The sequence below is a fragment of the Methylosinus sp. H3A genome (assembly GCF_015709455.1).
Classification (GTDB): Bacteria; Pseudomonadota; Alphaproteobacteria; order Rhizobiales; family Beijerinckiaceae; genus Methylosinus.
This window is the reverse complement of sequence record NZ_JADNQW010000005.1, coordinates 3,676,030-3,701,675: the sequence shown is the minus strand read 5'-3', so window position 1 is coordinate 3,701,675 and position 25,646 is coordinate 3,676,030. Positions and strand designations below refer to the sequence as shown.

Sequence of the window (25,646 nt, the reverse complement as noted above, 5' to 3'; positions counted from 1 at the left end):
CGTGGAACCTCCGTTGCGAGCGGCGTCGCATGCAGCCGCTGCATGAGCTCACGACAGACGGCGCGCGGTTTCCCGGGCCGTCGCCGCCTGTCGCGAAGAACGCGCAAGCGAGAAAATATCAGGTTGCGGAGGGAATAAATGCAGATGAGAAAATTCCGACTGTCGATGTCCGTCTGCGCGCTCGCGCTCGCGGCGAGCGGCGCCTATGCGGATATGCTGCTCGAGCTGCAGAAGGATCCGCGACAGTGGGTGTCGCCGACGGGCGATTACGCCAATCGCCGCCATTCGGCGTTGAAGCAGATCACCACGGCGAATGTCCATAAGCTCGCCGTCGATTGGCAATTCTCGACCGGCGTTCTGCGCGGACACGAAGGCGCCCCGCTCGTCATTCACGACGTCACGATTCCTGCGGTCGTCGACAAGGACGGCAAGACGACGAATAAGGCCTTCGTCACCGATGTGATGTATCTGCACACGCCGTTTCCGAATGTCGTCTTTGCTCTCGATCTGAGAGACCCGGATCACAAGGTGCTGTGGAAATATGCGCCGCAGCAGGACGCTTCGGTCGTCCCGGTGATGTGCTGCGACACGGTCAATCGCGGCCTCGCCTATGGCGATGGCAAGATATTCCTCGCCCAAGCCGACACCACTCTCGTCGCGCTCGACGCCGCGACCGGCGCTTCCAGCGGTGAAAGCAAGGACAAGCCGATCTGGTCCGTCAAATTCGGCGATCCGTCGAAGGGCGAGACCTCCACGGCGGCGCCGCATGTGTTCAAGGACAAGGTGCTCGTCGGCAACGCCGGCGGCGAATATGGCGTGCGCGGTCATATCAGCGCCTATGACGTGAAGACTGGCGCGCTGCTGTGGCGTGGCTATTCGACCGGGCCGGACGAAGAGACGTTGATCGATCCCGACAAGACGACGCATCTCGGCAAGCCGGTCGGCAAGGATTCCGGGATCAACACTTGGAAAGGCGATCAGTGGAAGCTCGGCGGCGGCACGACATGGGGCTGGTACAGCTACGACCCAGAGCTCAATCTCGTCTATTACGGCTCCGGCAATCCTTCGACCTGGAATCCTATCCAGCGTCCCGGCGACAATCGCTGGTCCATGACGCTCTGGGCGCGCGATCTCGACACGGGCAAGGCGAGATGGGTCTATCAGACGACGCCGCACGACCAATGGGATTATGACGCGGTGAACGAGATCATGCTCGTCGATCAGGAGATCGGCGGCAAAAAGACGAAGACGGCCGTTCACTTCGACCGCAACGGCTTCGGCTACACGCTCGATCGGACGAATGGCGAATTGCTCGTCGCCGAGAAATTCGACCCCGCCGTCAATTGGGCGACGAAGATCGATCTCGACAAATCGTCGAAGACCTATGGCCGTCCGATCCTCGACGAGCGCTTCTCGACCGAGGCGCATGGCGAGGACGAGACGACGCGCGGCGCCTGTCCGACGACGCTCGGCTCCAAGGACGAGCAGCCGGCGAGCTATGATCCGGGCACGGGCCTCTTCCTCGTGCCGACCAATCACGTCTGCATGGATTTCGAGCCGTTTCGCGTCAGCTATTCGGCCGGCCAGCCCTATGTCGGCGCGACGGTCGAGATGTTCCCTGCCGATCGCGACAAGGGCGAGACGCATACCGGCAATTTCATCGCCTGGGACGCCAAGACCGGCAAGATCGTCTGGACGAACAAGGAGCAATTCTCCGTGTGGTCGGGCGCCGTCTCGACGGATGGCGGCGTGACCTTCTATGGAACGCTCGAAGGCTATCTGAAAGCGGTCGACACCAAGACCGGTAAGGAGCTGTTCCGGCGCAAGACGCCCTCCGGCATCATCGGCAATGTCATCACCTATGAGGTCGGCGGCAAGCAATATGTCGCCGTGCTCTCGGGCGTCGGCGGCTGGGCGGGCATAGGCCTCGCGGCCGGCCTCACCAAGAGCAGCGACGGTCTCGGCGCGGTCGGCAATTATCGCAGCCTGTCGAATTACACGGCGCTCGGCGGCGTGCTCACCGTGTTCGCTCTGCCGGAATAGGGCTGCGCGCCCGGCGGCCCCCTCAGCTCGGGTCGCCGGGCGTCTCGTCTCGGCTTTTGCGCCGGGTCACTTTCTTGGGCTCGCGCCGCGGGCCTTCGACCAGCCGCACCACCACGCCCCACAAGGTCCGCACGTCCTGCTCTGTCATGTTCATGCGGTGAAACATGTTGCGCAGATTGCGCGACATCACCGGCTTCTTCGTCTCGGGGCGGAAGAACTGCCGCTCGTCGAGATGCTTCTCCAGATAGTCGAAGAAGGCGAGCGTCATTTCGCGGGTGGCGGGCGGCGAGCGCTCGGTGACGTCGAAGGGCAGCGTCTCGCCATGGGCGTGGCGGAACCATTCATAGCCGGTGAGCAGCACCGCCTGCGCCAGATTGAGCGAGGCATAGGCGGGATTGACCGGAAAGGTCAGAATCGAGTCGGCGAGCGCGACATCGTCATTGTCGAGGCCTGTGCGCTCGGGGCCGAACATCACGCCATGGCGCTCGCCGGCGGCGACATGCGCGACGGTCGCCGACATTGCCGCGGCGGGCGTCAGCACGGGCTTCACCTGCCCGCGTCCGCGCGCGGTCGCCGCATGGACGAAGGAGAGATCGGCGATCGCCTCGCGCGCCGTCTCGTAGAGCTTGGCCGAGTCGAGCAGATAAGCGGCGCCGGCGGCGGCGGCGTAAGAGGCCTCGCGATAGACGGGATCGCGCGTCGGCCAGCCCTCGCGCGGCGCGACGAGACGCAGGTCCGAGAGGCCGAAATTGGCCATGGCGCGGGCGCACATGCCGATATTCACGGCGAGCTGCGGCCGCACGAGAATGACGGCGGGGCCGCCTTCGAGCTTTGGCTTGGTGTGGTCGGTTCCGGCGCCGGTCACGGGATCAATGCTCGGTCTCGCCCATCACGGCGTCGGCGTCCCGCCGCGAGTGCATGATGTCGATGATATCGAGCCTGTCGTCGCTATAGCGCATGAAGATCACGAAACCTTGGAATGGAAAGCTGCGCAGGCCGGGCGCGAGATCGTCGCGAGGCCTGCCGAGGATGGCGGGCAGTTCCGCGGCCTTCACGCATTTGTCCCGAATGCGCCACATGATTGGTGAAGCGAGCGCTTCCGCGCCCATCTCGATCGTCAGATATTCGAGAAGATCGCCGAGGCTTCGTCGCGCCGCGCTCGAATAGACGAGTCGGCGCAAATCAATATCCTCGCGCTTTCAGTTCCGCGGCTTTCTTATCGAGATAAGCGGCCACCTCTTCGTCGCTGTGCTCGCCCCCTTCGGCCAGCGACGCCTCTATCGTCTCGCGCAGCGCCTTCAGCTTCGTCTCGCGCTCCTCCACGAGGCGCAGGCCTTCGCGCATCACCTCGGTCGCCGAGGCGTAGCGGCCCTGCTTGACGAGGGAGTCGATGAACTCTTCCCAATGCTTGCCGACGGATACGTTCATGGCGCGCCTCCTCGGCGGACTATAACACGATATGTGCATAGCGTGTCATAGGCCTTGCGCCGAGGACCGCGCCAGATTGAGCGCGAGGAGCTTTTCCAGCGCCTCCTCGGTCGAGATATCCTCGGGCCAGCCATAGGCCGCCGCGACGGCGCGGTCGAGCTCGGCATGGGCGTCGGCCAGCCATTGCGGGCGCTGATTATAGAGATTGGTCAGCGTGCGCTCCTTGAGCTTGACTGCCGCTTGCGCATCCTTCGGCAGAATGCGGTCCGGATAGCCGGGGACGACCTCGGGGACGATCTCGACGAGATCGGACGGGTTCAGCCAGGCGCGGCGCAATTCGTCGAGCCGCTTCGCCGCCGCCGCTATGCGCCGGGCGCGTGGATCGTCGGCATAGTCCTTCGCCGGAATATTCGGCGTGAGGCCTTCGGGGAAGGGGAAGGTTTCGAAGGTTGTGTCATGTGTGTACACGGGGTCGTTTCCGACGCCGTGATATTGACATTTACCTAGTGACCAAGCTGTGTGAAATAACGAGCTTAGAACTCCAAAGCTTACCAGGTCGGATCGAAAAATCGTTACAACCCGAGTATCTGTAATGTATATGCTTTCAAAAAACTGAAATAGACGGTACTTTGCAACAAGAGGTGTTACGATAATTTTGTCAATATTGCGCACCTTCGATCGAAACTCTGCACCAGAGCGCCGTAATAGCCACCACTTTTTCGCTGTGCGCTGCTCTCTGTTTGTTTTTCTTAAATCTAAGTTTTTATCCTTCACGAACTTGAAGGGCTCTTCGAAGAGAGATGCTTCTGCTTCATTTAAACCAAAGAAGTCGAGAAGCCAGTAGTCGCTGGGACGAGCGGTTAGGTCGGTGACAGTTAGAAATTTTTTAACAACATCTGCGTTGGGTCTATTGTTGACGTTCAATGGTGCGCGGAGAAAGCCCCGTCCGGTCGATCCATCGACGTGAAAAACCCCTCCCCGCTCAATGCCTCGGACTGCAACCCCAAAATTTTCGGCGAGTTGCCGCGCCTTGGTCAGATCTGCCGCGCGCATAGTCAGATCGGCGTTGAGCGACTCTACCAGATCGCCGTCCAGATGCTTGCCGTCATCGCCGTCGCCGAAACACACGAGGCTCACCCGCACCGCGGCGCCGTCGACGATCCAAGGCTGGTCGCTCCAGGCCTCGAAAATCGCGCCGTCGCGAGCGATCGGCTCCAGCACGCGGCGATTGGCGCCGCCGCGAATGGAGTTGGTCGAGACGAAGCCGACTCGGCTAGCGCGCTTCTCCTCGAGCGCGCGCCAGCCTTTCGCGAACCAATAGCAGACGAGATCGGCCTCGGCCGGCACGACGCCGTCATAGGCGGAAAACAGCGCGTCGACATAATCGTCGCCGAGTCCTTTGCGCAGCAGCTTCCCGCCCAGAAACGGCGGATTCCCGACGATGAAATCCGCCTCCGGCCATTGCGCCTCGCTCCCATCCTCGGCGAGCACGGCGTCGCGTCGCTCGATCGAATCGAGCTTGCGCAGGATCGGCTCGGGACGCGAATAAATGCCGTTCTTGATCGACCATTGAATATCGCCGATCCAGATCGTCATGCGCGCCAGCTCGGCGGCGAAAGGGTTGATCTCGATCCCGTGCAGAATCTCCGGCCCGACGCGCAAGGGCGGACGCGCGAGCCCATAGAGCTCGCAATCGTTGATCGCGCGATATTCGAGGTCTTTGACCCCTTGCAGCGCCAGATAGAGGAAGTTTCCCGAGCCGCAGGCGGGGTCCAATATGCGCAGGCGCGTCAGCCGCTCGACGAATTCATCGCGCAGCCGCGCGACCTCGGCTCTGGCGGCGGCGAGTTTCTTGTCGGCGTCCTTGCGGCTCTTGCGGGCGCCGGTCTCGACGGCGGGCGCCATCAGCGCGTCGATGCGCGCGCGCGTCTCCTCCCATTCCCGACGCAGCGGGCGCAGCACGACCGGCTCGACGATCATCATGATCTTGTCCGGGTCGGTGTAATGGGCGCCGATCTGCGCGCGCTTGTCGGGATCGAGGAAGCGCTCGAACAAAGTGCCGAAAATGGTCGGGTCGATGAGGCTCCAATCGAGGCTCGTCGCCGCAAAAAGCAGGCCGATCTCGCCATAGTCGAGCAAGAGCGCGCGGCTGCCGTCGAAGAGTCCGCCGTTGAAATGGGCGATCTCGGTCAGATCGAACTCGCCGCCCTTCTCCATCTGCCCGAAGAGCTTGTCGAAATAGTCCTTCGACTTGTGCGGGCGCCGCTCGGCCGTCTGCAGCAGCTTCTTGAGCAGGCCCTCGGGCAGCAGCTTCACACTGTCGGCGAAGAAGCAGAAGACGAGCTGATTGACGAAATGGGCGACCGCCTCGCGGTCGGGATTGCGCTGCTGGAGCCGGTCCGAGATCGTCTGGAATTTGTCGGCCGCGTCGGCGGTGATCTTGGCGCGGGTGCGGGTAGGCCGCAGCGCGTCCGGATCGTGGAAGGCCGCCCGCAATATCGCGAAGGTCGCCGGGTCGGCGAGATCCTCGAGCTCGAAAGCGTAGGTCTTGGTCTCGAGATTGGTCCAGGTGGTGACGATCTGGAACCGGATCGTATCGCAGACGACGAGCAGGGGCGGGTGCTCGAGCGCGGCGGCGTAGCGGGTGAGCTGCACCAGCGCCTCGTCGAGGTTGCGGCGGCGCTTTTTATATTCCCAGGCGAAAAAGCCTTTTTTCCAGACATCCGCCCAACCGTCGCCGCCGCCGGTCTTGGAGACGCCCCTCTCGAAGGTGAAGCTCGCGCCGTCCGGGCCCGCTTCCGCAGGCGTCGGATGCTCGAACATGCGGCAGAGGTCGATGAAATGCTCTTGCGCCGCCGCCCGCTCGGTGAGGGCGTGAACCTTCCATTTGCGAATGAACTCAACGGGCGTCATAGCTTCCGTTATCATGATTCTTCGCTGGCGCCTGCTTTGCCTCGTGGGGCGCGCGCGCTATAAGGCCGGCGGCTCACGCGGGGAGAGGCATTATATGAGCAAGATCAAGGTCGCAAATCCGGTCGTCGAGCTCGACGGCGACGAGATGACCCGCATCATCTGGGCCTATATCAAAGACAAGCTCATCCATCCTTATCTCGATCTCGAGCTGCTCTATTACGATCTCTCGATCCAAAATCGCGACGCCACCAATGATCAGGTGACGATCGACGCGGCCGAGGCGATCAAGACCCATGGCGTCGGCGTCAAATGCGCCACCATCACGCCGGACGAAGCCCGCGTGCAGGAATTCGGCCTGAAGGAAATGTGGAAGTCGCCCAATGGCACGATCCGCAATATTCTGGGCGGCGTCATCTTCCGCGAGCCGATCATCTGCAAGAACGTGCCGCGCCTCGTGCCCGGCTGGACGCAGCCCATCGTGATCGGCCGCCACGCCTTCGGCGATCAATATCGCGCCGTCGATTTCCGCACGCCCGGCAAGGGCCGGCTGACGATGAAATTCGAGGGCGACGACGGGACGGTGATCGAGAAGGAAGTGTTCCGCTTCCCCGGCGCCGGCGTCGCGATGGCGATGTACAATCTCGACGATTCGATCCGCGAATTCGCCCGCGCCTCGATGAATTTTGCGCTGAACCGCAAATTCCCCCTCTACCTCTCGACCAAGAACACGATTCTCAAAGCCTATGACGGGCGCTTCAAGGATTTGTTCCAGGAGGTGTTCGACGCCGAATTCAAGACGCAGTTCCAGGCGCAGGGCCTCACCTATGAGCATCGCTTGATCGACGATATGGTCGCCTCGGCGCTCAAATGGTCCGGCGGCTATGTGTGGGCCTGCAAGAATTACGATGGCGACGTGCAGTCCGACACGGTGGCGCAGGGCTTCGGCTCGCTCGGCCTGATGACCAGCGTGCTGATGACGCCGGACGGCAAGACCGTCGAGGCGGAGGCGGCGCATGGCACGGTGACGCGCCATTATCGCGAGCATCAGAAGGGTCACGCGACCTCGACCAACTCCATCGCCTCCATTTTCGCCTGGACGCGGGCGCTCGCCCATCGCGCCAAGCTCGACGGCAATGAGGCGCTGGCGCGCTTCGCCCTGACGCTGGAAGAGGTCTGCGTCTCCACGGTGGAGCAGGGCTTCATGACCAAGGATCTGGCGCTGCTCGTCGGCCATAATCAGAAATGGCTGTCGACCACCGGCTTCCTCGACAAGATCGACGCCAATCTCGCAGCCGCGCTTTCGCTCGGTAAATGAACGCCGACGAAGTGATTGTGCTAGCGGAGCGTCGCGGCTATATAGACGCCGCCGTTCAGGCTTAGGGAGGATTCGCGGCCATGGCGGTGGATCTAGACGCGAGCTACAGACCGTCCGAGCAAGAAGATTTCATGAACGACCGGCAGCGCGAGTATTTCAGGCGCAAGCTGCTCGCGTGGAAAGACGAAATACTGCAGGAGAGCCGCGATACGCTCGCCACTCTGCAGAGCGAGAACGAAAACCATCCCGACCTCGCCGATCGCGCCTCCTCGGAGACCGACCGTGCGATCGAGCTCCGCGCGCGTGATCGTCAGCGAAAGCTCATATCGAAGATCGACGCCGCGCTCGCGCGGCTCGAGGACGGCACCTATGGCTATTGCGAGGAGACGGGCGAGCCGATTTCGCTGAAGCGGCTCGACGCCAGGCCGATCGCCACTTTGTCGATCGAGGCGCAAGAGCGGCACGAGCGGCGCGAGCGCGTCTATCGCGACGACTGACGCCTCGGTCTTTTCTCGCCGAGCTTCGAATCGAAAACAGCGCCCGCGGCGAAATCCGCGGGCGCTGTTTTGTTTATCGGATATTGTCCCCGGTCAGGCCTTGCTAAAGTCAGGGCTTGGCGTCCGGGCGGCCGAGCAGGCGCGCCATTTCGGCCTCGAGCGAGTCGAGCGGATCGACCGCCGCCGCGGGCGGAGCAGGCGGCTCCTCCGGCGGAGGCGGAGGGGGCGGCGGCGGCTCGACGATCACAGGCTCGGGCGGCAAAGGCTCGGGAGCCGGCGGCGGCGGTTCGGGAGCGGGCGGCGGCGGGGCCTCGGCGACCGGCGGCGCGGGCGGCTTCGCGGCGCGCGAGAGGAAGGGCGGCGGAGCCGGCCGCGGCGGCCGCGGCGTGGGGGTGAAGGGCGGACGCTGCGGCGTGAAGCGCGGCGTTCCGGCGCGTGCGGCCTCCGGCGGCGCGGCCGGCTTGGCCGGCGGCGGGCCGAAGAGATCGGGCGGCAATGGCGCCAGTCCGGGCGCCGAAGGCGCCTCCGGCGGCCTGGGCGCTTCGTTCTCTGGCGACGGAGCCGCTGGGCCGATCGGCGGCAGGATGGGCGCGGGGACGGCGGCGGGCGCGTGAGGCGCGGCGGGCCCCTGCGGCCAGCCGGGGCCGGCGGAGGCCTCCTTCTCGCGCGGGCGCTGCTCGCGGGCCTCTACCCGACTGATCGAGGCTTCGACCAGCAGATCATTGGGGCCGCCGATGAGCAGAAGATGCTCGACATTGTCGCGCCGCACGATGACGAGCTGCCGGTCGCCGTCGACATCGAAAGTATCGACGATGTCGAGACGTCGCGGGCGATTGCGCGGCCCAGGAGCCTTGATGCGTCGTCCGAACAAGAGTCGGTAGATGTAGACGAGCAGCAGCGCCGCGAACAGGAACGCGACTATTGCGGCGAGTATCGGCAGGAGCTGCGACTGAGTGATGCTGGACGGCATGAATCTAATTTTCTTTCGTCGTGACGCGGCGCGAGCATGCAGTCTATCAGCGTTGGACGCAAGCGCGCCTCAAAGGTTAACCAATGGTTAATAGTGCATTCTTCACGATTCGCGCTTGCGGAAAATGCGCAAGGACATTGCCATGCGCCCCGGCCGGGGCCATTGTTCCGCCTGATTCTGCCTGCGCCGCGGCGTTTGCCGGGCGCAGGAGCCCATCATACGGCCCGAAGAGACGGCCCATGAGACAATTCCCGTGACCGACAGGACGGCGCCGCCCGCTTACGATCGCACCGAACGCCCCGGAAACGTCGGCTTGGTTCTCGCGCTCGCCGTCGCTCTCGTCGGCGCGATCGTCGTGGCCTCGCTGCTGCCGGCGCCCGTCGCGCCCAAATTCGCCGTCGGCCTGCTGGCGCTGCTCGCCGTCGCCGGCGTGTTCTGCGCTTTCGCCTATGCCGTTGGATTCTTACGTTTTCCGGGCCGCTCGGCGCGACTCGACATCGCCCGGCAGATCGCCGACTCCTTTTCCGAGGGGCTTCTCGTCACCGATGGCGACACGCAGATCATCTACGCAAACGACGCCTATCTCGAGCTCTGTGGCTCGCGTGATCCCGCCGGTCTGCTGACGGTCGAACGACTGTTCTCAGGGCCGGCCGAGGTGTCGGAGGCCATTTACCGCCTCGCCCAGGCGGCGCGGGCCGGACGCGCTCATGTCGAGGATGTGCGGCTCGTCCCGCCGCTCACCGGCGACGCCGAGGTCGGCTGGTATCGCATCCGCGTGCGCCCGCTCGACCGCGACGGGGCGCGCCACACGAATCTGTGGACAGTCGTCGACGCGACCGCCGACCGCCAGCGGCAGGAGAATGTCTTTCAGGAGCTCCAGCACGCGATCGACTTCCTCGATCATGCGCCTGCGGGCTTCTTCTCGGCCGGCCCGGACGGCGCGATCTCTTATATGAACAAGACGCTCGCGGGCTGGCTCGGCTATGATCTGACCCAGGTCGGCTCCGGCGGCGTCTCGCTCGCGGATATCGTCGCCAACAATGGCTCGACTCTGCTCACCGCGATCACCGGCGGCTCGGGCGAGGTGCGGACCTCGCAGATCGATCTCGATCTCAAGCGGCGCAACGGCCGCTCGCTGCCGGTGCGGCTGCTGCATCGCGTCGCCTTCGGCCAGGACGGCGCGCCGGGGGCGTCGCGGACGCTGGTGCTGAATCGCACCGCCGGCGAGGAGCCGGAGGAGGATCTGCGCGCCGCCGAGGTTCGATTCGCGCGCTTCTTCAATTCGACGCCCATGGCGATCGCCGCCGTCGATCCGGACGGAAAGGTGACGCGCTCCAACGCAGCCTTCGCCAAACTACTGCCGCAGGCGATGAAAGGCGGAGCCTCCGCCTGGCCCGTGCTGGCCAGCGTCGTCGAGCGCGACCGCGCCGCCCTCGAGAGCGCCATCGCCGCCGCGCTCGACAATCGCGGCGACGTTCCGCCGATCGACGCCGCTCTGGAGGAGGAGGACGGCCTGCCGACGCGCTCGGCGCGCTTCTTTGTCGCCCCGTCCGAGGACGCCGGCAAGAAGGGCGCGACCATCTATGCGCTCGACACCACCGAGCATAGAAAGTTGCAGGAGGGTTTCGCCCAATCGCAGAAGATGCAGGCGGTCGGCCAGCTCGCCGGCGGCGTGGCGCATGATTTCAACAATATGCTCACGGCCATCCTCGGCTATTCCGATCTTCTGCTCGCCAATCACCGGCCGACCGACCCGTCCTTTCAGGACATTATCCAGATCAAGCAGACGGCCAACCGCGCCGCCGGGCTCACCCGCCAGCTGCTCGCCTTCTCGCGCCGCCAGACCTTGCGCCCGCAAGTGCTGCAGCTCGGCGACGTGCTCACCGAGCTGCAGCTGCTGCTGCGCCGCCTCGTCGGCGAGAAGGTCGAGGTCGATTTGAAGCACGGCCGCGACCTTTGGTTCGTGAAAGCCGATATCAACCAATTCGAGCAGGTGGTCATCAATCTGGTGGTGAATGCCCGCGACGCCATGCCGGAAACTGGCGGACGCATCCAGCTGCGCACGCGCAATGTCGCGGCGGGCGAATGCGCCGCTTTCGGCGAGGCCTCGCTCACGCCGGCCGAATATGTGCTGATCGAGGTCGAGGACAATGGCTCCGGCATCGCCCCCGATGTGATGGCCAAGATTTTCGAGCCCTTCTTCACCACCAAGGAGGTGGGCAAGGGCACGGGACTCGGCCTCTCCATGGTGTTCGGCATCGTCAAGCAATCGGGCGGCTTCGTCTTCCCGGCGAGCGAGGTCGGGCGTGGCACGGTTTTCCGCATCTTCCTGCCGCGGCATGTGCCGGAAGCCGGCGAGATCGCGGCAAAGCCCGAGGCCGCCAAGCCCGCGGCCGATTACACGGGGCAGGGGACGATCTTGCTGGTCGAGGACGAGGACGCCGTCCGCGCCTTTGCGGCGCGGGCGCTGGGCTCGCGCGGCTATAATGTGATGGAGGCAGCCTCCGGCCTCGAGGCGCTGGAAGTGGTGGAGCGCGAGGGCCAGCGCATCGACCTCATCGTGTCTGATGTGGTGATGCCGGAGATGGACGGCCCCGCCATGTTCGCGGAATTGCGCAAGCGTGGCGTGACGGCCAAGGTGGTGTTCGTCTCGGGCTACGCCGAGGAGGCTTTCGCCAAAAATCTGCCCGAGGGCGATTTCGGCTTTCTGCCCAAGCCTTTCAGCTTGAAGCAGCTCATCGAAACGGTGAAGGCGAGCTTGGGGTGAGAGGGCGCGGCCCTCCTTCTTCCCTCGCGGGAGAAGGCGCGCGCACGCAGGTTACGCGCAACCGAAAATCGCCTATATCCGCGCTATGACTCGCACGGCGCTCTACACCGGCTCCTTCGATCCGCTCACCCTCGGCCATGTGGATGTGATCCGCGCCGGGCCGAGCATTTGCGATCGCCTCGTCATTGCGATCGGCGCGCATCCCGGCAAGACGCCGCTGGTCCCGCTCGAGCAGCGTATCGCGCTCATCGAAACGGTCTGCGCCGGCCTCGACGAAGCCCGCTCCTGCCGTTTCGAGGTCGTCTCCTTCGCCGGCCTCGCAGTCGAGGCGGCGCGCGCCCATGGCGCCGAGCTGATCCTGCGCGGATTGCGCGATGGCGCCGATTTCGACTATGAAATGCAGATGGCGGGGATGAATCTCGCCATGGCGCCGGAGATCAGAACAATTTTTCACCCCTCTTCTCCGGCGGTCCGGCACATCACCGCGACGCTCGTGCGGCAGATCGCCTCTCTCGGGGGCGACGTCTCGCCCTTCGTTCCGCCCGAGGCGGTCGAGGTTCTGCGCCGCGCGCTCTCCGGCCGCTGACCAAAACAATCCAAGGGAGGCTCCATTGCCTATCGATCGCCGCAGCTTCACGCTCGCCGCTCTATCCGCCGCCGCCCTCGTCGGCGCGGCCCATGCCGAGGACGCGCCGCCGCATACGCTCTATCTCGACACCAAGGACGGCCGCATCGTCATCAAGCTGCGCGCCGACATCGCGCCCAAGCATGCGGCGCAGATCGAGACGCTGGCCAAGCGTCATTTCTACGATGGAATCGTCTTCCACCGCGTCATCGACGGCTTCATGGCCCAGACCGGCGACCCCACCGGCACCGGCATGGGCAAGTCGGACCTCCCCAATATCCCGGCGGAATTCTCCAAGGAGAAATTCGTGCGCGGCACTCTGGGCATGGCGCGCAGCCAGAGCCCGGACTCGGCCAATTCGCAATTCTTCATCTGCCTCGCGCCGGCGCGCTATCTCGAGGAGCAATATACGGTGATCGGCGAGGTCGTCTCTGGCATGGACGTTGTCGACAAGATCAAGAAGGGCGACAAGGCCGACAATGGCAAAGTGTCGAGCCCCGACAAGATCATCAAGCTGCGCCTCGCCGGTGACAATAGCTGAGCCGCCGCAAAGGCGAGCGGCGAAGCGATCCAAAGCCCGCTCGGGCCCCTGGATTGCTTCGCATCGCTCGCAATGATGGGACACAAGACATCAAGGAGTGGACATGTCCGAAGCCGAAAACCTGAAGCTCGAGACGACCAAGGGCGATATTCTGATCAAGCTGCGCCCCGATCTCGCGCCCAATCATGTGGCGCATATCAAGAAGCTCGTCTCCGAAGGCTTCTATGACGGAATCGTCTTCCACCGCGTCATCGAGGGATTCATGGCGCAGACCGGCTGCCCTCACGGCACCGGGACGGGCGGCTCGAAATATCCTGATCTGAAGCAGGAGTTCAACGCCGCTCCGCATGTGCGCGGCACCTGCTCCATGGCGCGCGCGCAAAATCCCGATTCCGCCAATTCGCAATTCTTCATCTGCTTCGACGACGCCCGCTTCCTCGACAAGAAATATACGGTGTGGGGTGAGGTGATCTCCGGCATGGAGAATGTCGACCAGATCAAGCGCGGCGAGCCCGTCCAAGACCCGGACAAGATCGTCAAGGCGACGCTGGTCTGACGAAGGCTCGCGCATTCCTTCTCCCGCTCTGCGGGAGAAGGTGGCCCTCGCGTCAGCGAGGGTCGGATGAGGGCTCTCTCCGTCTCCGCATATTTTAATAATGCGCGGCGAGCGGAAGGATTTTGCCGTGCGGGCGTCGGCCCTCATCCGACCCCGCTTCGCGGGGCCACCTTCTCCCACGAGTGGGAGAAGGAGTCGCGCAGGAAGATTCCACCTAAAAACCACATGCGCGTCGATCTCTTCGATTTCGAGCTGCCTCAAGAATCGATCGCGCTGCGTCCCGCCGATCCGCGCGGCAGCGCGCGGCTGCTCGTCGTCCCGACAGATGGCGCGTTCATGGACCGTTCCATCCGCGATCTGCCGGAGTTTCTCGCGCCCGGCGATACGCTGGTCGTCAATGACACGCGCGTCATTCACGCGCGCCTCTCGGGGTTTCGCGCACGGGGAGAGACGCGCGCGCATATCGAAGCGACCTTGATCGAGCGCGTCACCGCAGATCGCTGGCGCGCGCTCGTCAAGCCGGCGAAGAAGCTCGCCATAGGCGAGATGGTTCGCTTCGGCGCCGATGGCGCGCTCGCGGCGCGCGCGCTCGAGAAGGGCGAGAATGGCGAAATTCTCCTCGCCTTTTCGCTGTCCGGCGCCGCGCTCGACGAAGCGGTGGAGGCCGCCGGCGTCATGCCGCTGCCGCCCTATATCGCCGGCAAGCGCGCGGCGGACGCACGCGACGAAAGCGATTATCAGACCTTGTTCGCCGCCCACGCCGGAGCGGTCGCGGCGCCGACCGCGGGTCTGCATTTCACGCCGCGACTGGTCGAGGCGCTGCAGGCGAAGGGCGTCGCGCTGCATCGCGTGACGCTACATGTCGGCGCCGGAACCTTTCTTCCCATGAAGGTCGACGACACCGCCGCGCATAAGATGCATTCCGAATGGGGCGCTCTCGACGCCGCGACGGCGCAGGCGCTGAACGAGACGCGGGCGCGGGGAGGGCGCATCGTCGCGGTCGGCACCACGGCGCTGCGCCTGCTCGAGAGCGCGGCGCGCGAGAACGGACGGCTGGAGGCGTTTTGCGGCGAGACGGCGATCTTCATCACGCCCGGCTATCGCTTCCGCGCCGTCGACGCGCTGCTCACCAACTTCCATTTGCCGCGCTCCACTCTGTTCATGCTGGTCAGCGCCTTCGCCGGCCTCGAGCGCATGAAGGCGGCCTACGCCCATGCGATCGGCTCGAACTATCGTTTCTATTCCTACGGCGACGCCTGCCTGCTGTTGCGACAATGAGCGATTCCGCCTTTCTCGATGTGCGCGTTCTGGCTCTCTGGCGCGACGATCGCACCGAATGTCCGCTGACGCTCGATCTGCGCATCGACGCCGATAGCCGTCGCGTGATCTCGCATTGGGAGACATTCGGCGCCTGCGATCTTTCGGGCGGCAAATGCCGCCCCTTCGTGCTGCGGCGCGACGGCGCGCTGGATTTCGGCGCCGGCGCGGCGGAGGCTTGGCGGAGCGATCTGCGCACTATCGTCATCAAGGTCGGCGAACGTTTCACGGTCCATTGGAACGAGCGCGATTGCGGGCTTTACGAGATCGTCAAAGTGGCGTCTCTCGGCGCCAAGAGCTGAATAAGAGAGACGCATGACGCAGCAATTCGCTTTCCAGCTACTCGCGAAAGACGGCGCCGCGCGGCGCGGCCTCGTCTCGACGCCGCGCGGCGAGATACGCACGCCGGCCTTCATGCCCGTGGGCACTGCGGCGACGGTCAAGGCGATGTTCCCGCAGGACGTGCGTGCGACGGGCGCCGATATCGTGCTCGGCAATGTCTATCATCTGATGCTGCGGCCAGGCGCGGAGCGCGTCGCGGCGCTCGGCGGCCTGCATGAATTCATGAACTGGCCGCATCCGATCCTGACCGATTCCGGCGGCTTTCAGGTGATGTCGCTGTCGAAGCTGCGCAAGCTCGACGAGCAGGGCGTCGCCTTCCAATCTCACATCGACGGCTCGCGCCATATGCTGACGCCCGAGCGCTCGATGGAGATTCAGCGCCTGCTCGATTCCGACATTCACATGCAATTCGACGAATGCGTGCGCCTGCCCTGCACGGAGGCGGAGGCCGAGCGCGCCATGCGCCTGTCGCTGCGCTGGGCGGAGCGCTCGCGCAAGGCTTTCATCGACGGCGAAGGCAGAGCGATCTTCGGAATTGTGCAGGGCGGCGCGTCCCCGCCGCTGCGCATAGAGAGCGCGCGAACGCTCGCGGCCATGGATTTCCACGGACTCGCCATAGGCGGTCTCGCCGTCGGCGAGCCGCAGGACGTCATGCTGGCGATGCTGGAGACGGTCATCCCGCATCTGCCGGAGGGCAAGCCGCGCTATCTGATGGGCGTCGGCACGCCGGACGATATCGTGCAATCGGTCGCGCGCGGCGTCGACATGTTCGATTGCGTGATGCCGACGCGCGCCGGGCGCCACGGCCTCGCCTATACGCGCTTCGGCCGCGTGAATCTGCGTAATGCGCGCCATGCGGACGATTCCGCGCCGCTCGACGCGGGCGCCGCCTGCGCCTCGGCGCGCGATTATTCCCGCGCCTATCTGCATCATCTGGTGAAGGCGGGCGAAATCCTCGGCATGATGCTGCTGACGCAGATCAATGTCGCCTATTACCAAGAGCTGATGGCCGGGCTTCGCGAGGCGATAGAGCAGGGGCGTCTCGCCGATTTCATCGCGCAGACGAAGGAAGGCTGGGCGCGCGGCGAGGCGCACCGAGCGTGAACGATTCGTCAGAGGTATAGGGTCAGGAGATAGCCGACTCCACCCAGCTGCGCACGCCTCGTAAATAGGCGAGCGCCAAAGTCTTCGGTCCGAGACTCGCGATGGTCAGGCAATCGTCACTGTTCGAACCAAAGAACGGTTCGAGCAGAACGCCAGGCACGTCGTCGAGCGCATAGAGGGAGCCGCCGCCTCGATCGGATCTATCGACGAGCACGACGCCGCGGTCGCGCAGACCGAGCGCTTCGACAGTGCTGGTCCTGCACGATTCGGCGAGAGCGCGCGGTCGTCCGATATCTCGTCGACAAAGCACGGAGGTTCCGCGAGCGCTGGGCTGTCCGCTGTTGAAATGCAGCTCCAAAGAACATCCAGCTCCCCAGTCCTTCACTTTGTCATAAACGGCTTTGACTTCCTCGCCATAGGATGCGCTCGGCTCGCGCAAGAAGGTTTCAGCTTCGAGATTATAGTGCCACGCCTCGTCTTTGATCGACTGCGCGACCCCTTGGTTGAACTGAAATTCGTGGGCGTTGATCGGTGACCCTGCGAAAGCGCCGGGCGATCGGCGATTGTGCCCGACCACGATCGCGACGCGGAATGCCCGCGCGATCGACGTCGACGGACTATTTTGAGCGAGTTCTCGCTCTGCTTCCGCGAGGTTTCGGAGAACGACGGCGACATAGTCGCGATCGGTCGCGTAACCTTGGCCGGCGATATAGCGGAGATAGGCGGCCGAGTCGTTTTCGTAAGAGCGATAATCGTCGTATGGGCCCGACGAGATGAAGCGCCAATATCCTCGCACGAAGGCTTCGATGGAGGAGAATTTGCAGTAGGTCGTCAGTTCCCCGTCGCTGCCGCGGTAGTCGACCGGGTCGGCGTATCCTTGCATCCTCTGTCGGAACTTGATCCCGCCGAAATTCAGATGCTGGGTCGCGAGAACACTCGTTCCTCTCGCAGATTCGACGATCCATTGAGCGAGGCTCGCGGCTTTCAGAGCGGGGGTCACGCCACTGAAATTTTTGTAAAAATCGATAAGGTCGGTCCAGATGGACATCGCATTTCCCTCCAAATTCTCATATCGAACGGAAAATGATGAAAATGACTTGACCGCGAGCGTAGCAAAGTTTTTCGCAGAACGAAAGCCGTTTTCGGCGAACGATTCGTCGCGTCTCTTGCAGAGGAGCTGCAATGTTCTCGAAGACTGCTGAACCGACATCGGTCAATGTCGATCTTGTCCGGGAGCTGACTTGCTTCGACGCCTTCGGCGCGCCGACGCGGCGGATCGAGGAGGAGGGCGTCCTCTATCTCGTCAATGAATTCTGGACCTCCGCGCAGCGGCAGGCGCATTCGCTGCACGAGATCAGCTATCGCGCCTGCTTCAAGCCGCAATTGCCAGGCTTCTTCATCTCCCGCCTCACGCGCGAGGGCGAGGCGGTTTTCGATCCCTTCATGGGCCGCGGCACCACGCCGATAGAGGCCGCGCTCCAGGGACGCCGGCCTATCGGCGCGGACATTAATCCGCTCTCCATTCTGCTGACGCGTCCGCGCCTCGCGCCGCCGTCGCTCGCCGCGATCGAAAAACGGCTCGCCGAAATTTCGTGGGAGAGCGACGAGATCGAGCGCGACGATTTGCTCGTCTTCTATCATCCCGAAACATTGCGGCGGCTCGACGCGCTGCGCCGCCATCTCCTCGAGCGCGCCGAGACGGACCCGGTCGACGATTGGATCAGAATGGTCGCGATCAATCGCCTGACCGGACATTCGCCGGGTTTTTTCTCGGTCTATTCGCTGCCGCCGAACCAGGCCGTCTCGATCGAGGCCCAGGCCAAGATCAACGCCAAGCGCAAGCAGGCGCCGCCGCCGCGCGATGTGGCGGCGCTGATCCTGCGCAAATCGTGCGCGCTTCTCTCGGACGGCGTTCCGCCGGAACATCCTTCGGCGCTGCTCGCCACGAGCGAAGCCTGGCGCGCGCCCTTTGTCGCCGACGGCGCCGTGCGGCTCGTCGTCACCTCGCCGCCGTTTCTGGATGTGGTGCAATATGCGAGCGACAATTGGCTGCGCAATTGGTTCGCGGGCATAGACCCGGATGCGGTGCGGATTTCCGCGCATCGCGGCGAGGCGGAATGGGAGAGAATGGTGCGCGCCTGTCTCGAGGAGTTCGCGCGCATCGTCGCGCCGGGCGGTCATGTCGCCTTCGAGGTCGGCGAGGTGCGCGGCGGCAAGGTGCTGCTGGAGCGGCTCGTCTGGCGCGCCGCGGAAGGACTGCCCTTCGAGCGGCTGTTCGTGCTGGTGAACAGCCAGAGCTTCACCAAGACCAGCAATTGCTGGGGTGTCGGCAACAACGCCAAAGGCACGAACACAAATCGCGTGGTGACGTTGAGGAGGCGGTGACGTCTCAGCCGACCAGGGCGAAGGCCGGATGATAATCGACCGCGCCGAACGCGATCGTCGATCCTAACGGTAAGGCCATGAACAAATCTGAAGGACCACCGGCGAAGCGAAGCCCGGCATAGATGCCGAATCCAAAACGGCCATAATACTTCGGCTCGCCGAAGACGACGCAGCCGGCAGCGTCTGCGGCGCGCAGCCTCGACAGGGCAGCATCGATCAGCGCGGCGCCGGCGCCGCGGCCTTGGCGCTCGGGCAGCACAGCGATCGGGCCGAGGCCGAACCAGCCGAGCGAGGCTCCGTCGATCGTGATCGGCGAGATCGCGACATGGCCGAGAATGACGCCGGCGTCCTCGGCGACAAGGGACAGTGTGAGCGCCCCCGCGTCGCGTAGCGCGTCGACGAGCTCGCCCTCCCGCCCATTGCTGAACGGATGGCCTTCGAAGGCGGCGGAGACAACTCTCCGCACCGCGTCGCGATCCGCTGCGATCTCGTCTCGGATGAGCATGTCTCGACGCCTTTGATCAGCCCTATCTCTACGGTAAGAGTGCCGTCACACTGCGCCACCGTCAACGTCGAGCTCGCCCCATGACCTCCAAAACCACCCGCGACATGCTCGCCGCCGCCAGCGCCTGCGTCGCCTGCACGGCCGCCGCCGCCTCGCTTCCGCCCGGCTTCGTGCGGCTCGCCGATCTGGCGCCGCAGATCGTGCAGGACATGCGCTATGCGGGCTTCGACAATTTCACCGGCCGCCCCGTGCCCGGCTATGGAGCGGCGCAATGCTGGCTGCGCGAGGATGCGGCCAAGGCGCTCATCGCCGCGCAGGTGGAGGCGAAGGCGGAAGGCTTCGAGCTCATCCTCTATGATTGCTATCGGCCGCGCCGCGCCGTCGCCGCCTTCATCGATTGGGCCAAAAGCTCCGACGAGAGCATGAAGGCGCGATATTATCCGCATGAGACCAAGCGCGATCTGTTCGCGCGCGGCTATATCGCCGAGAAGTCCTCGCATTCGACCGGCCTCGCGGTCGATCTCGGCGTCCTCGGCTGGGATTTCGGCACGCCTTTCGACTTTTTCGACGAGCGCTCCTGGACCGCGAGCAAAGATGTGAGCGCTATGGCGCAAGAGCATCGGCGGCGCCTCGAGGCGCTGATGCGCCGCCACGGCTTCCACAATCTGCCGACCGAATGGTGGCATTTCGCCTTCACCGGCTCGAGCGAGGCGCCGAGCTTCGACGTCGAGATCGAGTAGTCAGACGTCCTTGCCGAAGCGCTCGAACAAATAGCCCAGCATGCCGAGCGAGAGCTCGGTCTCCGGCGCGAAGACGCGGCCGATCTTCTCTTGCTCGAGCAGCTCGGCCTCCGTCTCGTCGCGCGCGCGCAGCGCCACGCCCACGGCGGGATTGGCGCGCCTTGCGGCTGTCACCATTCTCTGCAGATCGCAGCTGTCGGGCGTCGTCGCGACGATCAGCTCGCTGGCGCGCGCGATATGGGCCTGGACCAGCGAGGCGGGCTCGGAGGCGTCTCCGCAGACGGCGGCGATATCGCGCGCCCGCAGCGCCTCCACCAGCTCGCGATTCTGCTCGATCACCACGAAGGGAACGCGCCATTCGAGCAGCTTTTCGCCGATCTTGCGTCCCACGCGGCCATAGCCGACGAGCACCACCTGACCGCTCAAGCGGGAGTCGTCGACGGTCGGCGGCAGCTCGGCCAAAGGATCGAGGGAGCGCGCCTTTTGCCCGAGCCGCGCGCGGATCGGCTCGATCGCGACGAACATGAGCGAATTGAGCGCGATGGAGACGAGCGCACCGGCGAGGATCAGATTGCGCCCGTCCGGCGAGATGAGGCCGAGCCCGACGCCGAGGCCGGCCAGAATGAAGGAGAATTCGCCGATCTGCGCGAGGCTCGCGCCGACGGTGAGCGCCGTGTCCAGCGGATAGCGCAGCGCGAGAGTGAGGGCGATCGCGGCCAGCGTCTTGCCGACCATCACTATGCCGACGACGGCGAGCACGCGCCAAGGCTCGTCGATGAAGGCGCGGGGATCCAAGGCCATGCCGACCGAGACGAAGAACAAAACAGAAAAAGCGTCGCGCAGCGGCAGGGATTCATCCGCGGCGCGATGGCTGAACTCCGACTCGCGCATCATCATGCCGGCGAAAAAGGCGCCGAGCGCGAAGGAGACGTCGAACAGCTTGGCGGAGCCATAGGCGACGCAGAGCGCGGTGGCGACGACGCAGAGCGTGAATAATTCGCGCGAGCCGACGCCCGCCACCCAGAACAAAATGCGCGGGAACAGCCGCCGTCCGACCACCAGCATGAGAATGACGAAGGCGGCCACTTTGGCGAGCGTCATGCCGACGATCGGCCATATATCGACCGCGCCGGCGTCGGCGTCCGGATCGCCGCCTCCGAGCAGCCCCGCCGCAGGGGGCAGCAGGACCAGCAGCAGAACGGTCGCCAGATCCTCGACGACGAGCCAGCCGACGGCGATGCGGCCGTTGATCGTCTCCATTTCGCCGCGCTCCTCCAGCGCACGCAGCAGCACCACAGTGCTGGCGCAGGAGAGCGAGAGGCCGAAGATAAGCGCCGCGCCGAAATGCCAGCCCCAATAGGTGGCGACGCCGACGCCGAGCGCCGTGGCGATGGCCATTTGCACCACAGCGCCCGGCGCGGCGATGCGGCGGACGGACAATAAATCCTCGAGCGAGAGATGCAGGCCGACGCCGAACATCAGCAGAATGACGCCGATCTCGGCGAGCTGATCGGCGAGCGAGACGTCGGCGACGAAGCCTGGCGTCGCCGGCCCGATCAACACGCCCGCGAAGAGATAGCCGACGAGCGGAGAGAGCCGCAGCTTGGCGGCGATGAGCCCCATCACGAGCGCGAGGCCGAGCGCGGCGGCGAGGGTCGTCAGCAGATCGACGCCGTGATGCATCTATCCTCCCGGGAGCGTCAGACGGTCGAATAGAGCAATTCGAGCGCCAAGACGGCCCGAGGTGAAGACAGCCCGAGGTGAAGACAGCCCGAGGTGAAGACTGCTCGAGGCGGAAGACGGCCCGAGGTGGTCAATCGGCGCTGGGCAGGCGGCGGATGGTGAATTCGATGCGGCCGTCCTCGAGCTCTCGCCAGAACTCGATCTCGGTCATATAGGCCGCCTTGGGATAGAGGTCGAACCATTCGCGCGCCTTGGCGCGGGCCTCGCCGCGCTCCAGCGTGAAGCTCTCGCGCCGCCAGCCGTCGCTGCGCGCGCTTTTGATCGTGCGGGCGCGATCGGCGAGCCGACGCGCCACGTCCCTCGGCTGTCTCGTCTCGACGCCCATACGCTACTCCTGCGGTCGATGCACGAATGATAGCGCGCCCGTCGCTGAAAAGAAAAGCCGTACGCAAAGACACGCCGAGGATTTTTTGCGCGTCTCGACGCACTGGTCGGGGCGAGGCTGCGCCCCAGATTCCTCGCCGAGCCATTCCGATGGCGCAAGATCCGGAAATATGTCGCAAAATCGCCAGTCGCATATTTTGAACGCGGCTTCCAGCCTGCTCGGCATCTGCTTCGTGCTGATCACTGGCCTGAAGATCAGCGGAGCGAGCGACAGCACGCTGCTCGACGAGGTCGCCATGGCCTCGGCGGTCGGCTTCGTCGCCTCCTGCCTGTTCTCCTTCGCGTCCATGCTCCAGCTGCGCACGCCGATCAATTACGAGCTGATCGCCGATTTTTTGTTCGTCCTCTCTATGCTCTGCCTGTTCGCAGCGGTGCTGATGTTCGGACGCAGCCTGTTGTAATCACACGTTGCAATCAATCATGGAAGCGGCGGCCGCATCGCGTCGCGCGTCGCCTCCTCGACCAGTCGCGTCACCGTCGCCGGATCGCGCGGAAAACCGGCCCTGATCCATTTCGCCTGCAATTCCTTAAGCATCGCGCCCAGCGCGCGGCCGGGCGAGAGCCCGCGCGCCATGAGGTCCGCGGCTTTGACCGGAAAATCCGGCGCCGGCGCCTCGGCGAGAAAGCGCGCCGCGCGCAGCCAGAAGGCCTCGTCCGCCGCGGCGCGGCTCTCCGCATGGGCGAGCGCCAGCGCGTCGCGCGCGCCGTCGCGGCCCTCTTCGAAGAGAAGCCGCGTCAGCTCCAATTCGGGCGGCGGCGATTGCGCGCCATGCAGCCCCTCGAGAATGCGCGCCGCATGGGCGAGGCGGCGATGCTCGGCGTTGGAGAGCCGCAGCCGCTCGCGCAAGCGGTCGGCGTCCTCGGGCGCGAGAACGCAGAGCGCGCCGAGGCGCAGCAGCGGATCGACGCCGTGGGAAAGCGTCGCCTCGATCGCGGCGATCCGCTCGAGCCGCGCCGGGAAGGTCGCGCCGACGACGATTTCCAGCACGCCCGCCTGCGAGATTTCGCGCGCGACCTCCACCGCCCGGCGCGCGGCCAGCAGCTTCAGCGTCTCGGCGCGGATGCGTTCGCCGGAGAGCGCGGCCAAGCTCGCGCGTGCGACGATCGCCGCATGAAGGCCCGCGGCGTCCAGCGGGCCCTCGCCGAAAGTCGCGTGAAAACGGAAGAAGCGCAGCACGCGCAAATGATCCTCGGCGATGCGCGTCGCCGGATCGCCGATGAAGCGCACGCGCCGCGCCTCGAGATCGGCGAGGCCTCCCGCATAATCATGGAGCTCGCCGTCTTGCGAGAGCGACAGCGCGTTGATGGTGAAATCACGCCGCTGCGCGTCCTTCTCGAAATCGTCGCCGAAGCGCACCTTGGCGTGGCGGCCGAAGGTCTCGACATCCTCGCGCAGCGTCGTCACCTCGAAGGGCGTGCCTTCGACGACCACTGTGACCGTGCCGTGATCTATGCCCGTCGGCACGCTCTTGAGGCCGGCGGCGTTGGCGGCCTTGGTCACCGCCTCGGGCAGCGCCGTCGTGGCGAGGTCGATCTCATGCGGCGTGCGGCCGAGCAGGGAGTCGCGCACGGCGCCGCCGACGATGCGCGTCTCGCCGTCCGTCGCGCTCAAAGCCTCGAGCAGGCGGATGATCTTGGGATTGTCGAGCAGACGGAGCGGCAATTTACTGAAAGCGGCCGGGCGCGAGCCGGCCGTCCTCTATATGCGCCGGCACATAAGTTCCCTCGTTGCGCGGCGACAGCAGCGCCAGAAAGACGAATCCGGCGACCGCGATGGCGAGGCCGACGATCGTCAGCGACGAGACGACGCCGCGCGTCCACAACGCGGCCACGAAGGGCCAACGCCGACGCGTCAGCAGATAGAGCGCATAGACGACGAAGGGCGTGACGAAGAGCAAAGCCGGTTGAACGATGACCCGCCACATGGGACGCCTCGCGATCGATCGGCGGCCGGAGCCGGCGAAAAAGGCTCGCGCGAATGACGATTCCGGGAATCGCCGCGCCGAGCCTGCGCAAAATTATAGCACGACCGGGCGCCTGCATGCCGGCCGACTCGAACGTGTCTGAAATTTAAAGCATTTTACAGATAGTTAGTCGTAATCGAAAAGATGTGCGCCGGCGCGGCCTCAATTTTCTGGAAAGAATTGCGGTCCCACCGCTCCCAGTGCGGCGAGCGCTTCAAGTCCGGCGATTTTTCGCGAACCCTGAGTTCGCGCTGCAATGACGGCGCGGATCGCAATCGCGGCATGACGCCATCACCGTCGAACCGGCTGGGCGCCGCGTTCGCGAGCGTCAAAAAGCCATAGTTGCCGGCGAACCCGTTATTCACAGCCACGCCGTCCCCCGCGCGGGGCTTTCGCCGTGCTGCGCTCGAGCGCGCTGAAATTCATCATTCTTTAACGTCGACAAGCGTCCTTTCCGGCTTATCCTAGGGGGAAACTGCGACGCAGCCGGCGTCGCCGATCGAAGGACAGTCAATGACCGAGCAAGATTTGGCGAGCGCTCCCGTCGCCGCCGCCGAGCGTGTCCTCGAACAGATCGGCCGCGCCCGCGCCGCGGTCTCGACCGTCATCTTCGGCCAGGAGGAGGCGGTCGAGCAGGCTCTCGTCACTCTGCTCGCCGGCGGCCACGGCCTGCTCGTCGGCGTGCCCGGCCTCGCCAAGACCAAGCTCGTGGAAACCTTGGGGAAGGTGCTCGGCCTCGACGAGCGGCGCGTCCAATTCACGCCCGATCTGCTGCCGGCAGATATTCTCGGCTCCGAAGTGCTCGAGGAGACCGCCGACAAAAAGCGCGTGTTTCGCTTCGTCAAAGGCCCGATCTTCGCGCAATTGCTGATGGCCGACGAGATCAATCGCGCTTCGCCGCGCACGCAATCGGCGCTGCTGCAGGCGATGCAGGAATATCATGTGAGCGTCGCCGGCGAGCGTCACGATCTGCCGCGCCCCTTCCACGTGCTGGCGACGCAAAATCCGCTGGAGCAGGAAGGAACTTATCCTCTGCCCGAGGCGCAGCTCGACCGCTTTCTTCTCCAGATCGACGTCGACTATCCCGACCGCGCCAGCGAACGCCGCATCTTGCTGGAGACGACCGGCGATCGCATCGTGGAGGCGCGCAAGACGCTCTCGGCCGAGGATCTCATCGCCGCGCAGCGGCTCGTTCGACAATTGCCGGTCGGCGACAAGGTCGTCGACGCCATTCTCGATCTCGTGCGCTCGGCGCGGCCGGGGGAGGGCGACGCGGAGATCGCGGCCCATGTCGCCTGGGGCCCGGGCCCGCGCGCGGCGCAGGCCCTGATGCTCGCGACCCGCGCCCGCGCGCTTTTGTCCGGGCGGCTCTCGCCTTCGCTCGACGATGTCGCGGCGCTCGCAGCGCCGGCGCTGCGTCACCGCATGGCGCTGACATTCGCCGCGCGCGCGCAGGGCAAGACCATCGCCGGCCTCGTCGAGAAGCTCGTCGCGAGGATCGGCTGAG

26 protein-coding genes are annotated in these 25,646 nt (G+C 64.9%); 14 read left to right on the top strand and 12 right to left on the bottom strand.

Going from position 1 to position 25,646, the window contains the following annotated elements:
- The first annotated feature begins 144 nt into the window (after nucleotides 1–144).
- Nucleotides 145–2,043: a methanol/ethanol family PQQ-dependent dehydrogenase gene (locus IY145_RS20090; RefSeq protein ID WP_196410640.1), complete on the top strand. Its 1,899-nt coding sequence runs from the start codon at nucleotides 145–147 to the stop codon at nucleotides 2,041–2,043.
- A gap of 22 nt (nucleotides 2,044–2,065) precedes the next feature.
- On the opposite strand, the gene IY145_RS20085 is transcribed toward IY145_RS20090, so the two are convergent.
- From IY145_RS20085 to IY145_RS20070, 4 genes are read right to left on the bottom strand one after another with little or no spacing between them, the layout of a single operon-like run.
- Complete coding sequence (locus IY145_RS20085) at nucleotides 2,066–2,908, bottom strand: RNA methyltransferase (protein ID WP_196409825.1); 843 nt, start codon at nucleotides 2,906–2,908, stop codon at nucleotides 2,066–2,068.
- 4 nt (nucleotides 2,909–2,912) lie between these two features.
- Nucleotides 2,913–3,224 (bottom strand): type II toxin-antitoxin system RelE/ParE family toxin, encoded by a 312-nt coding sequence (locus IY145_RS20080; protein WP_196409824.1) that lies wholly within the window; start codon nucleotides 3,222–3,224, stop codon nucleotides 2,913–2,915.
- 1 nt (nucleotide 3,225) lies between these two features.
- Nucleotides 3,226–3,471 (bottom strand): type II toxin-antitoxin system ParD family antitoxin, encoded by a 246-nt coding sequence (locus IY145_RS20075; protein WP_196409823.1) that lies wholly within the window; start codon nucleotides 3,469–3,471, stop codon nucleotides 3,226–3,228.
- A 45-nt stretch (nucleotides 3,472–3,516) separates the two neighbouring features.
- Nucleotides 3,517–6,399: a class I SAM-dependent DNA methyltransferase gene (locus IY145_RS20070; protein ID WP_246722118.1), complete on the bottom strand. Its 2,883-nt coding sequence runs from the start codon at nucleotides 6,397–6,399 to the stop codon at nucleotides 3,517–3,519.
- A 79-nt stretch (nucleotides 6,400–6,478) separates the two neighbouring features.
- On the opposite strand from IY145_RS20070, the gene IY145_RS20065 reads away from it, so the two are divergent.
- Nucleotides 6,479–7,699 (top strand): NADP-dependent isocitrate dehydrogenase, encoded by a 1,221-nt coding sequence (locus IY145_RS20065; protein ID WP_196409822.1) that lies wholly within the window; start codon nucleotides 6,479–6,481, stop codon nucleotides 7,697–7,699.
- Between the two features lie 80 nt (nucleotides 7,700–7,779).
- On the top strand, nucleotides 7,780–8,196 hold the full coding sequence (gene dksA, locus IY145_RS20060; RefSeq protein ID WP_024880015.1) for an RNA polymerase-binding protein DksA: 417 nt from the start codon (nucleotides 7,780–7,782) through the stop codon (nucleotides 8,194–8,196).
- 109 nt (nucleotides 8,197–8,305) lie between these two features.
- Here the strand turns inward: dksA and IY145_RS26205 are convergent, their stop codons facing one another.
- Nucleotides 8,306–9,166, bottom strand: a complete 861-nt coding sequence (locus tag IY145_RS26205; protein ID WP_196409821.1) for a flagellar biosynthetic protein FliO — start codon at nucleotides 9,164–9,166, stop codon at nucleotides 8,306–8,308.
- Nucleotides 9,167–9,419: 253 nt separating this feature from the next.
- On the opposite strand from IY145_RS26205, the gene cckA reads away from it, so the two are divergent.
- The 7 genes from cckA to tgt all read left to right on the top strand — a co-directional run bounded on the left by cckA (nucleotide 9,420) and on the right by tgt (nucleotide 16,418).
- Entirely contained in the window at nucleotides 9,420–11,933 is a 2,514-nt protein-coding gene (gene cckA / locus IY145_RS20050; RefSeq protein ID WP_196409820.1) for a cell cycle histidine kinase CckA, read from the top strand.
- A gap of 85 nt (nucleotides 11,934–12,018) precedes the next feature.
- Entirely contained in the window at nucleotides 12,019–12,519 is a 501-nt protein-coding gene (gene coaD, locus IY145_RS20045) for a pantetheine-phosphate adenylyltransferase (RefSeq protein WP_196409819.1), read from the top strand.
- Nucleotides 12,520–12,544: 25 nt separating this feature from the next.
- A complete protein-coding gene (locus IY145_RS20040) occupies nucleotides 12,545–13,099 on the top strand; it encodes a peptidylprolyl isomerase (protein WP_196409818.1) in 555 nt (184 codons plus the stop codon).
- A gap of 103 nt (nucleotides 13,100–13,202) precedes the next feature.
- Complete coding sequence (locus IY145_RS20035) at nucleotides 13,203–13,655, top strand: peptidylprolyl isomerase (protein WP_196409817.1); 453 nt, start codon at nucleotides 13,203–13,205, stop codon at nucleotides 13,653–13,655.
- 225 nt (nucleotides 13,656–13,880) lie between these two features.
- Nucleotides 13,881–14,933 (top strand): tRNA preQ1(34) S-adenosylmethionine ribosyltransferase-isomerase QueA, encoded by a 1,053-nt coding sequence (gene queA, locus IY145_RS20030; protein ID WP_196409816.1) that lies wholly within the window; start codon nucleotides 13,881–13,883, stop codon nucleotides 14,931–14,933.
- Entirely contained in the window at nucleotides 14,930–15,274 is a 345-nt protein-coding gene (locus IY145_RS20025) for a hypothetical protein (RefSeq protein ID WP_196409815.1), read from the top strand. Before queA ends, IY145_RS20025 begins: the two co-directional genes overlap by 4 nt.
- 13 nt (nucleotides 15,275–15,287) lie before the next feature.
- Nucleotides 15,288–16,418 carry a tRNA guanosine(34) transglycosylase Tgt gene (gene tgt, locus IY145_RS20020; protein WP_196409814.1) on the top strand — a complete coding sequence of 377 codons (1,131 nt, stop codon included), beginning with the start codon at nucleotides 15,288–15,290 and terminating at the stop codon, nucleotides 16,416–16,418.
- A gap of 22 nt (nucleotides 16,419–16,440) precedes the next feature.
- Here the strand turns inward: tgt and IY145_RS20015 are convergent, their stop codons facing one another.
- The gene (locus tag IY145_RS20015) at nucleotides 16,441–17,466 is read right to left on the bottom strand and encodes a glucosaminidase domain-containing protein (protein ID WP_196409813.1); all 1,026 of its coding nucleotides are present in this window, start codon (nucleotides 17,464–17,466) and stop codon (nucleotides 16,441–16,443) included.
- Between the two features lie 134 nt (nucleotides 17,467–17,600).
- Here IY145_RS20015 and IY145_RS20010 point away from each other — a divergent pair, with 134 nt between their 5' ends.
- Nucleotides 17,601–18,803 (top strand): DNA methyltransferase, encoded by a 1,203-nt coding sequence (locus tag IY145_RS20010; protein WP_196409812.1) that lies wholly within the window; start codon nucleotides 17,601–17,603, stop codon nucleotides 18,801–18,803.
- Between the two features lie 4 nt (nucleotides 18,804–18,807).
- On the opposite strand, the gene IY145_RS20005 is transcribed toward IY145_RS20010, so the two are convergent.
- Complete coding sequence (locus IY145_RS20005) at nucleotides 18,808–19,308, bottom strand: GNAT family N-acetyltransferase (RefSeq protein WP_196409811.1); 501 nt, start codon at nucleotides 19,306–19,308, stop codon at nucleotides 18,808–18,810.
- 80 nt (nucleotides 19,309–19,388) lie between these two features.
- On the opposite strand from IY145_RS20005, the gene IY145_RS20000 reads away from it, so the two are divergent.
- Complete coding sequence (locus tag IY145_RS20000; protein ID WP_196409810.1) at nucleotides 19,389–20,048, top strand: M15 family metallopeptidase; 660 nt, start codon at nucleotides 19,389–19,391, stop codon at nucleotides 20,046–20,048.
- On the opposite strand, the gene IY145_RS19995 is transcribed toward IY145_RS20000, so the two are convergent.
- Nucleotides 20,049–21,731: a cation:proton antiporter gene (locus tag IY145_RS19995; protein WP_196409809.1), complete on the bottom strand. Its 1,683-nt coding sequence runs from the start codon at nucleotides 21,729–21,731 to the stop codon at nucleotides 20,049–20,051.
- Between the two features lie 130 nt (nucleotides 21,732–21,861).
- Nucleotides 21,862–22,116 (bottom strand): hypothetical protein, encoded by a 255-nt coding sequence (locus tag IY145_RS19990; RefSeq protein ID WP_196409808.1) that lies wholly within the window; start codon nucleotides 22,114–22,116, stop codon nucleotides 21,862–21,864.
- A gap of 169 nt (nucleotides 22,117–22,285) precedes the next feature.
- Here IY145_RS19990 and IY145_RS19985 point away from each other — a divergent pair, with 169 nt between their 5' ends.
- A complete protein-coding gene (locus tag IY145_RS19985; protein ID WP_196409807.1) occupies nucleotides 22,286–22,576 on the top strand; it encodes a hypothetical protein in 291 nt (96 codons plus the stop codon).
- Between the two features lie 17 nt (nucleotides 22,577–22,593).
- Here the strand turns inward: IY145_RS19985 and IY145_RS19980 are convergent, their stop codons facing one another.
- The 3 genes from IY145_RS19980 to IY145_RS19970 form a co-directional block, all read right to left on the bottom strand.
- Nucleotides 22,594–23,838, bottom strand: coding sequence for a CCA tRNA nucleotidyltransferase (locus tag IY145_RS19980; protein WP_196409806.1), 1,245 nt, complete (start codon nucleotides 23,836–23,838; stop codon nucleotides 22,594–22,596).
- Nucleotide 23,839: 1 nt separating this feature from the next.
- The gene (locus tag IY145_RS19975; protein ID WP_196409805.1) at nucleotides 23,840–24,100 is read right to left on the bottom strand and encodes a DUF6111 family protein; all 261 of its coding nucleotides are present in this window, start codon (nucleotides 24,098–24,100) and stop codon (nucleotides 23,840–23,842) included.
- 155 nt (nucleotides 24,101–24,255) lie between these two features.
- Nucleotides 24,256–24,510, bottom strand: a complete 255-nt coding sequence (locus tag IY145_RS19970; protein WP_196409804.1) for a hypothetical protein — start codon at nucleotides 24,508–24,510, stop codon at nucleotides 24,256–24,258.
- Nucleotides 24,511–24,652: 142 nt separating this feature from the next.
- On the opposite strand from IY145_RS19970, the gene IY145_RS19965 reads away from it, so the two are divergent.
- Entirely contained in the window at nucleotides 24,653–25,645 is a 993-nt protein-coding gene (locus IY145_RS19965; protein ID WP_196409803.1) for a MoxR family ATPase, read from the top strand.
- Nucleotide 25,646 lies beyond the last annotated feature (1 nt).

What these genes read in the sequence shown, in the direction of transcription:
- IY145_RS20015 (WP_196409813.1), bottom strand. Translation starts at nt 17,466, where the DNA reads ATGTCCATCTGGACCGACCTTATCGATTTTTACAAAAATTTCAGTGGC.
- IY145_RS20070 (WP_246722118.1), bottom strand. Translation starts at nt 6,399, where the DNA reads ATGATAACGGAAGCTATGACGCCCGTTGAGTTCATTCGCAAATGGAAG.
- IY145_RS20025 (WP_196409815.1), top strand. Translation starts at nt 14,930, where the DNA reads ATGAGCGATTCCGCCTTTCTCGATGTGCGCGTTCTGGCTCTCTGGCGC.
- IY145_RS20010 (WP_196409812.1), top strand. Translation starts at nt 17,601, where the DNA reads ATGTTCTCGAAGACTGCTGAACCGACATCGGTCAATGTCGATCTTGTC.
- coaD (WP_196409819.1), top strand. Translation starts at nt 12,019, where the DNA reads ATGACTCGCACGGCGCTCTACACCGGCTCCTTCGATCCGCTCACCCTC.
- IY145_RS20005 (WP_196409811.1), bottom strand. Translation starts at nt 19,308, where the DNA reads ATGCTCATCCGAGACGAGATCGCAGCGGATCGCGACGCGGTGCGGAGA.
- queA (WP_196409816.1), top strand. Translation starts at nt 13,881, where the DNA reads ATGCGCGTCGATCTCTTCGATTTCGAGCTGCCTCAAGAATCGATCGCG.
- IY145_RS19995 (WP_196409809.1), bottom strand. Translation starts at nt 21,731, where the DNA reads ATGCATCACGGCGTCGATCTGCTGACGACCCTCGCCGCCGCGCTCGGC.
- IY145_RS19990 (WP_196409808.1), bottom strand. Translation starts at nt 22,116, where the DNA reads ATGGGCGTCGAGACGAGACAGCCGAGGGACGTGGCGCGTCGGCTCGCC.
- IY145_RS20065 (WP_196409822.1), top strand. Translation starts at nt 6,479, where the DNA reads ATGAGCAAGATCAAGGTCGCAAATCCGGTCGTCGAGCTCGACGGCGAC.
- dksA (WP_024880015.1), top strand. Translation starts at nt 7,780, where the DNA reads ATGGCGGTGGATCTAGACGCGAGCTACAGACCGTCCGAGCAAGAAGAT.
- tgt (WP_196409814.1), top strand. Translation starts at nt 15,288, where the DNA reads ATGACGCAGCAATTCGCTTTCCAGCTACTCGCGAAAGACGGCGCCGCG.
- IY145_RS19975 (WP_196409805.1), bottom strand. Translation starts at nt 24,100, where the DNA reads ATGTGGCGGGTCATCGTTCAACCGGCTTTGCTCTTCGTCACGCCCTTC.
- IY145_RS20090 (WP_196410640.1), top strand. Translation starts at nt 145, where the DNA reads ATGAGAAAATTCCGACTGTCGATGTCCGTCTGCGCGCTCGCGCTCGCG.
- IY145_RS19985 (WP_196409807.1), top strand. Translation starts at nt 22,286, where the DNA reads ATGTCGCAAAATCGCCAGTCGCATATTTTGAACGCGGCTTCCAGCCTG.
- IY145_RS20075 (WP_196409823.1), bottom strand. Translation starts at nt 3,471, where the DNA reads ATGAACGTATCCGTCGGCAAGCATTGGGAAGAGTTCATCGACTCCCTC.
- IY145_RS19965 (WP_196409803.1), top strand. Translation starts at nt 24,653, where the DNA reads ATGACCGAGCAAGATTTGGCGAGCGCTCCCGTCGCCGCCGCCGAGCGT.
- IY145_RS20035 (WP_196409817.1), top strand. Translation starts at nt 13,203, where the DNA reads ATGTCCGAAGCCGAAAACCTGAAGCTCGAGACGACCAAGGGCGATATT.
- IY145_RS26205 (WP_196409821.1), bottom strand. Translation starts at nt 9,166, where the DNA reads ATGCCGTCCAGCATCACTCAGTCGCAGCTCCTGCCGATACTCGCCGCA.
- IY145_RS20000 (WP_196409810.1), top strand. Translation starts at nt 19,389, where the DNA reads ATGACCTCCAAAACCACCCGCGACATGCTCGCCGCCGCCAGCGCCTGC.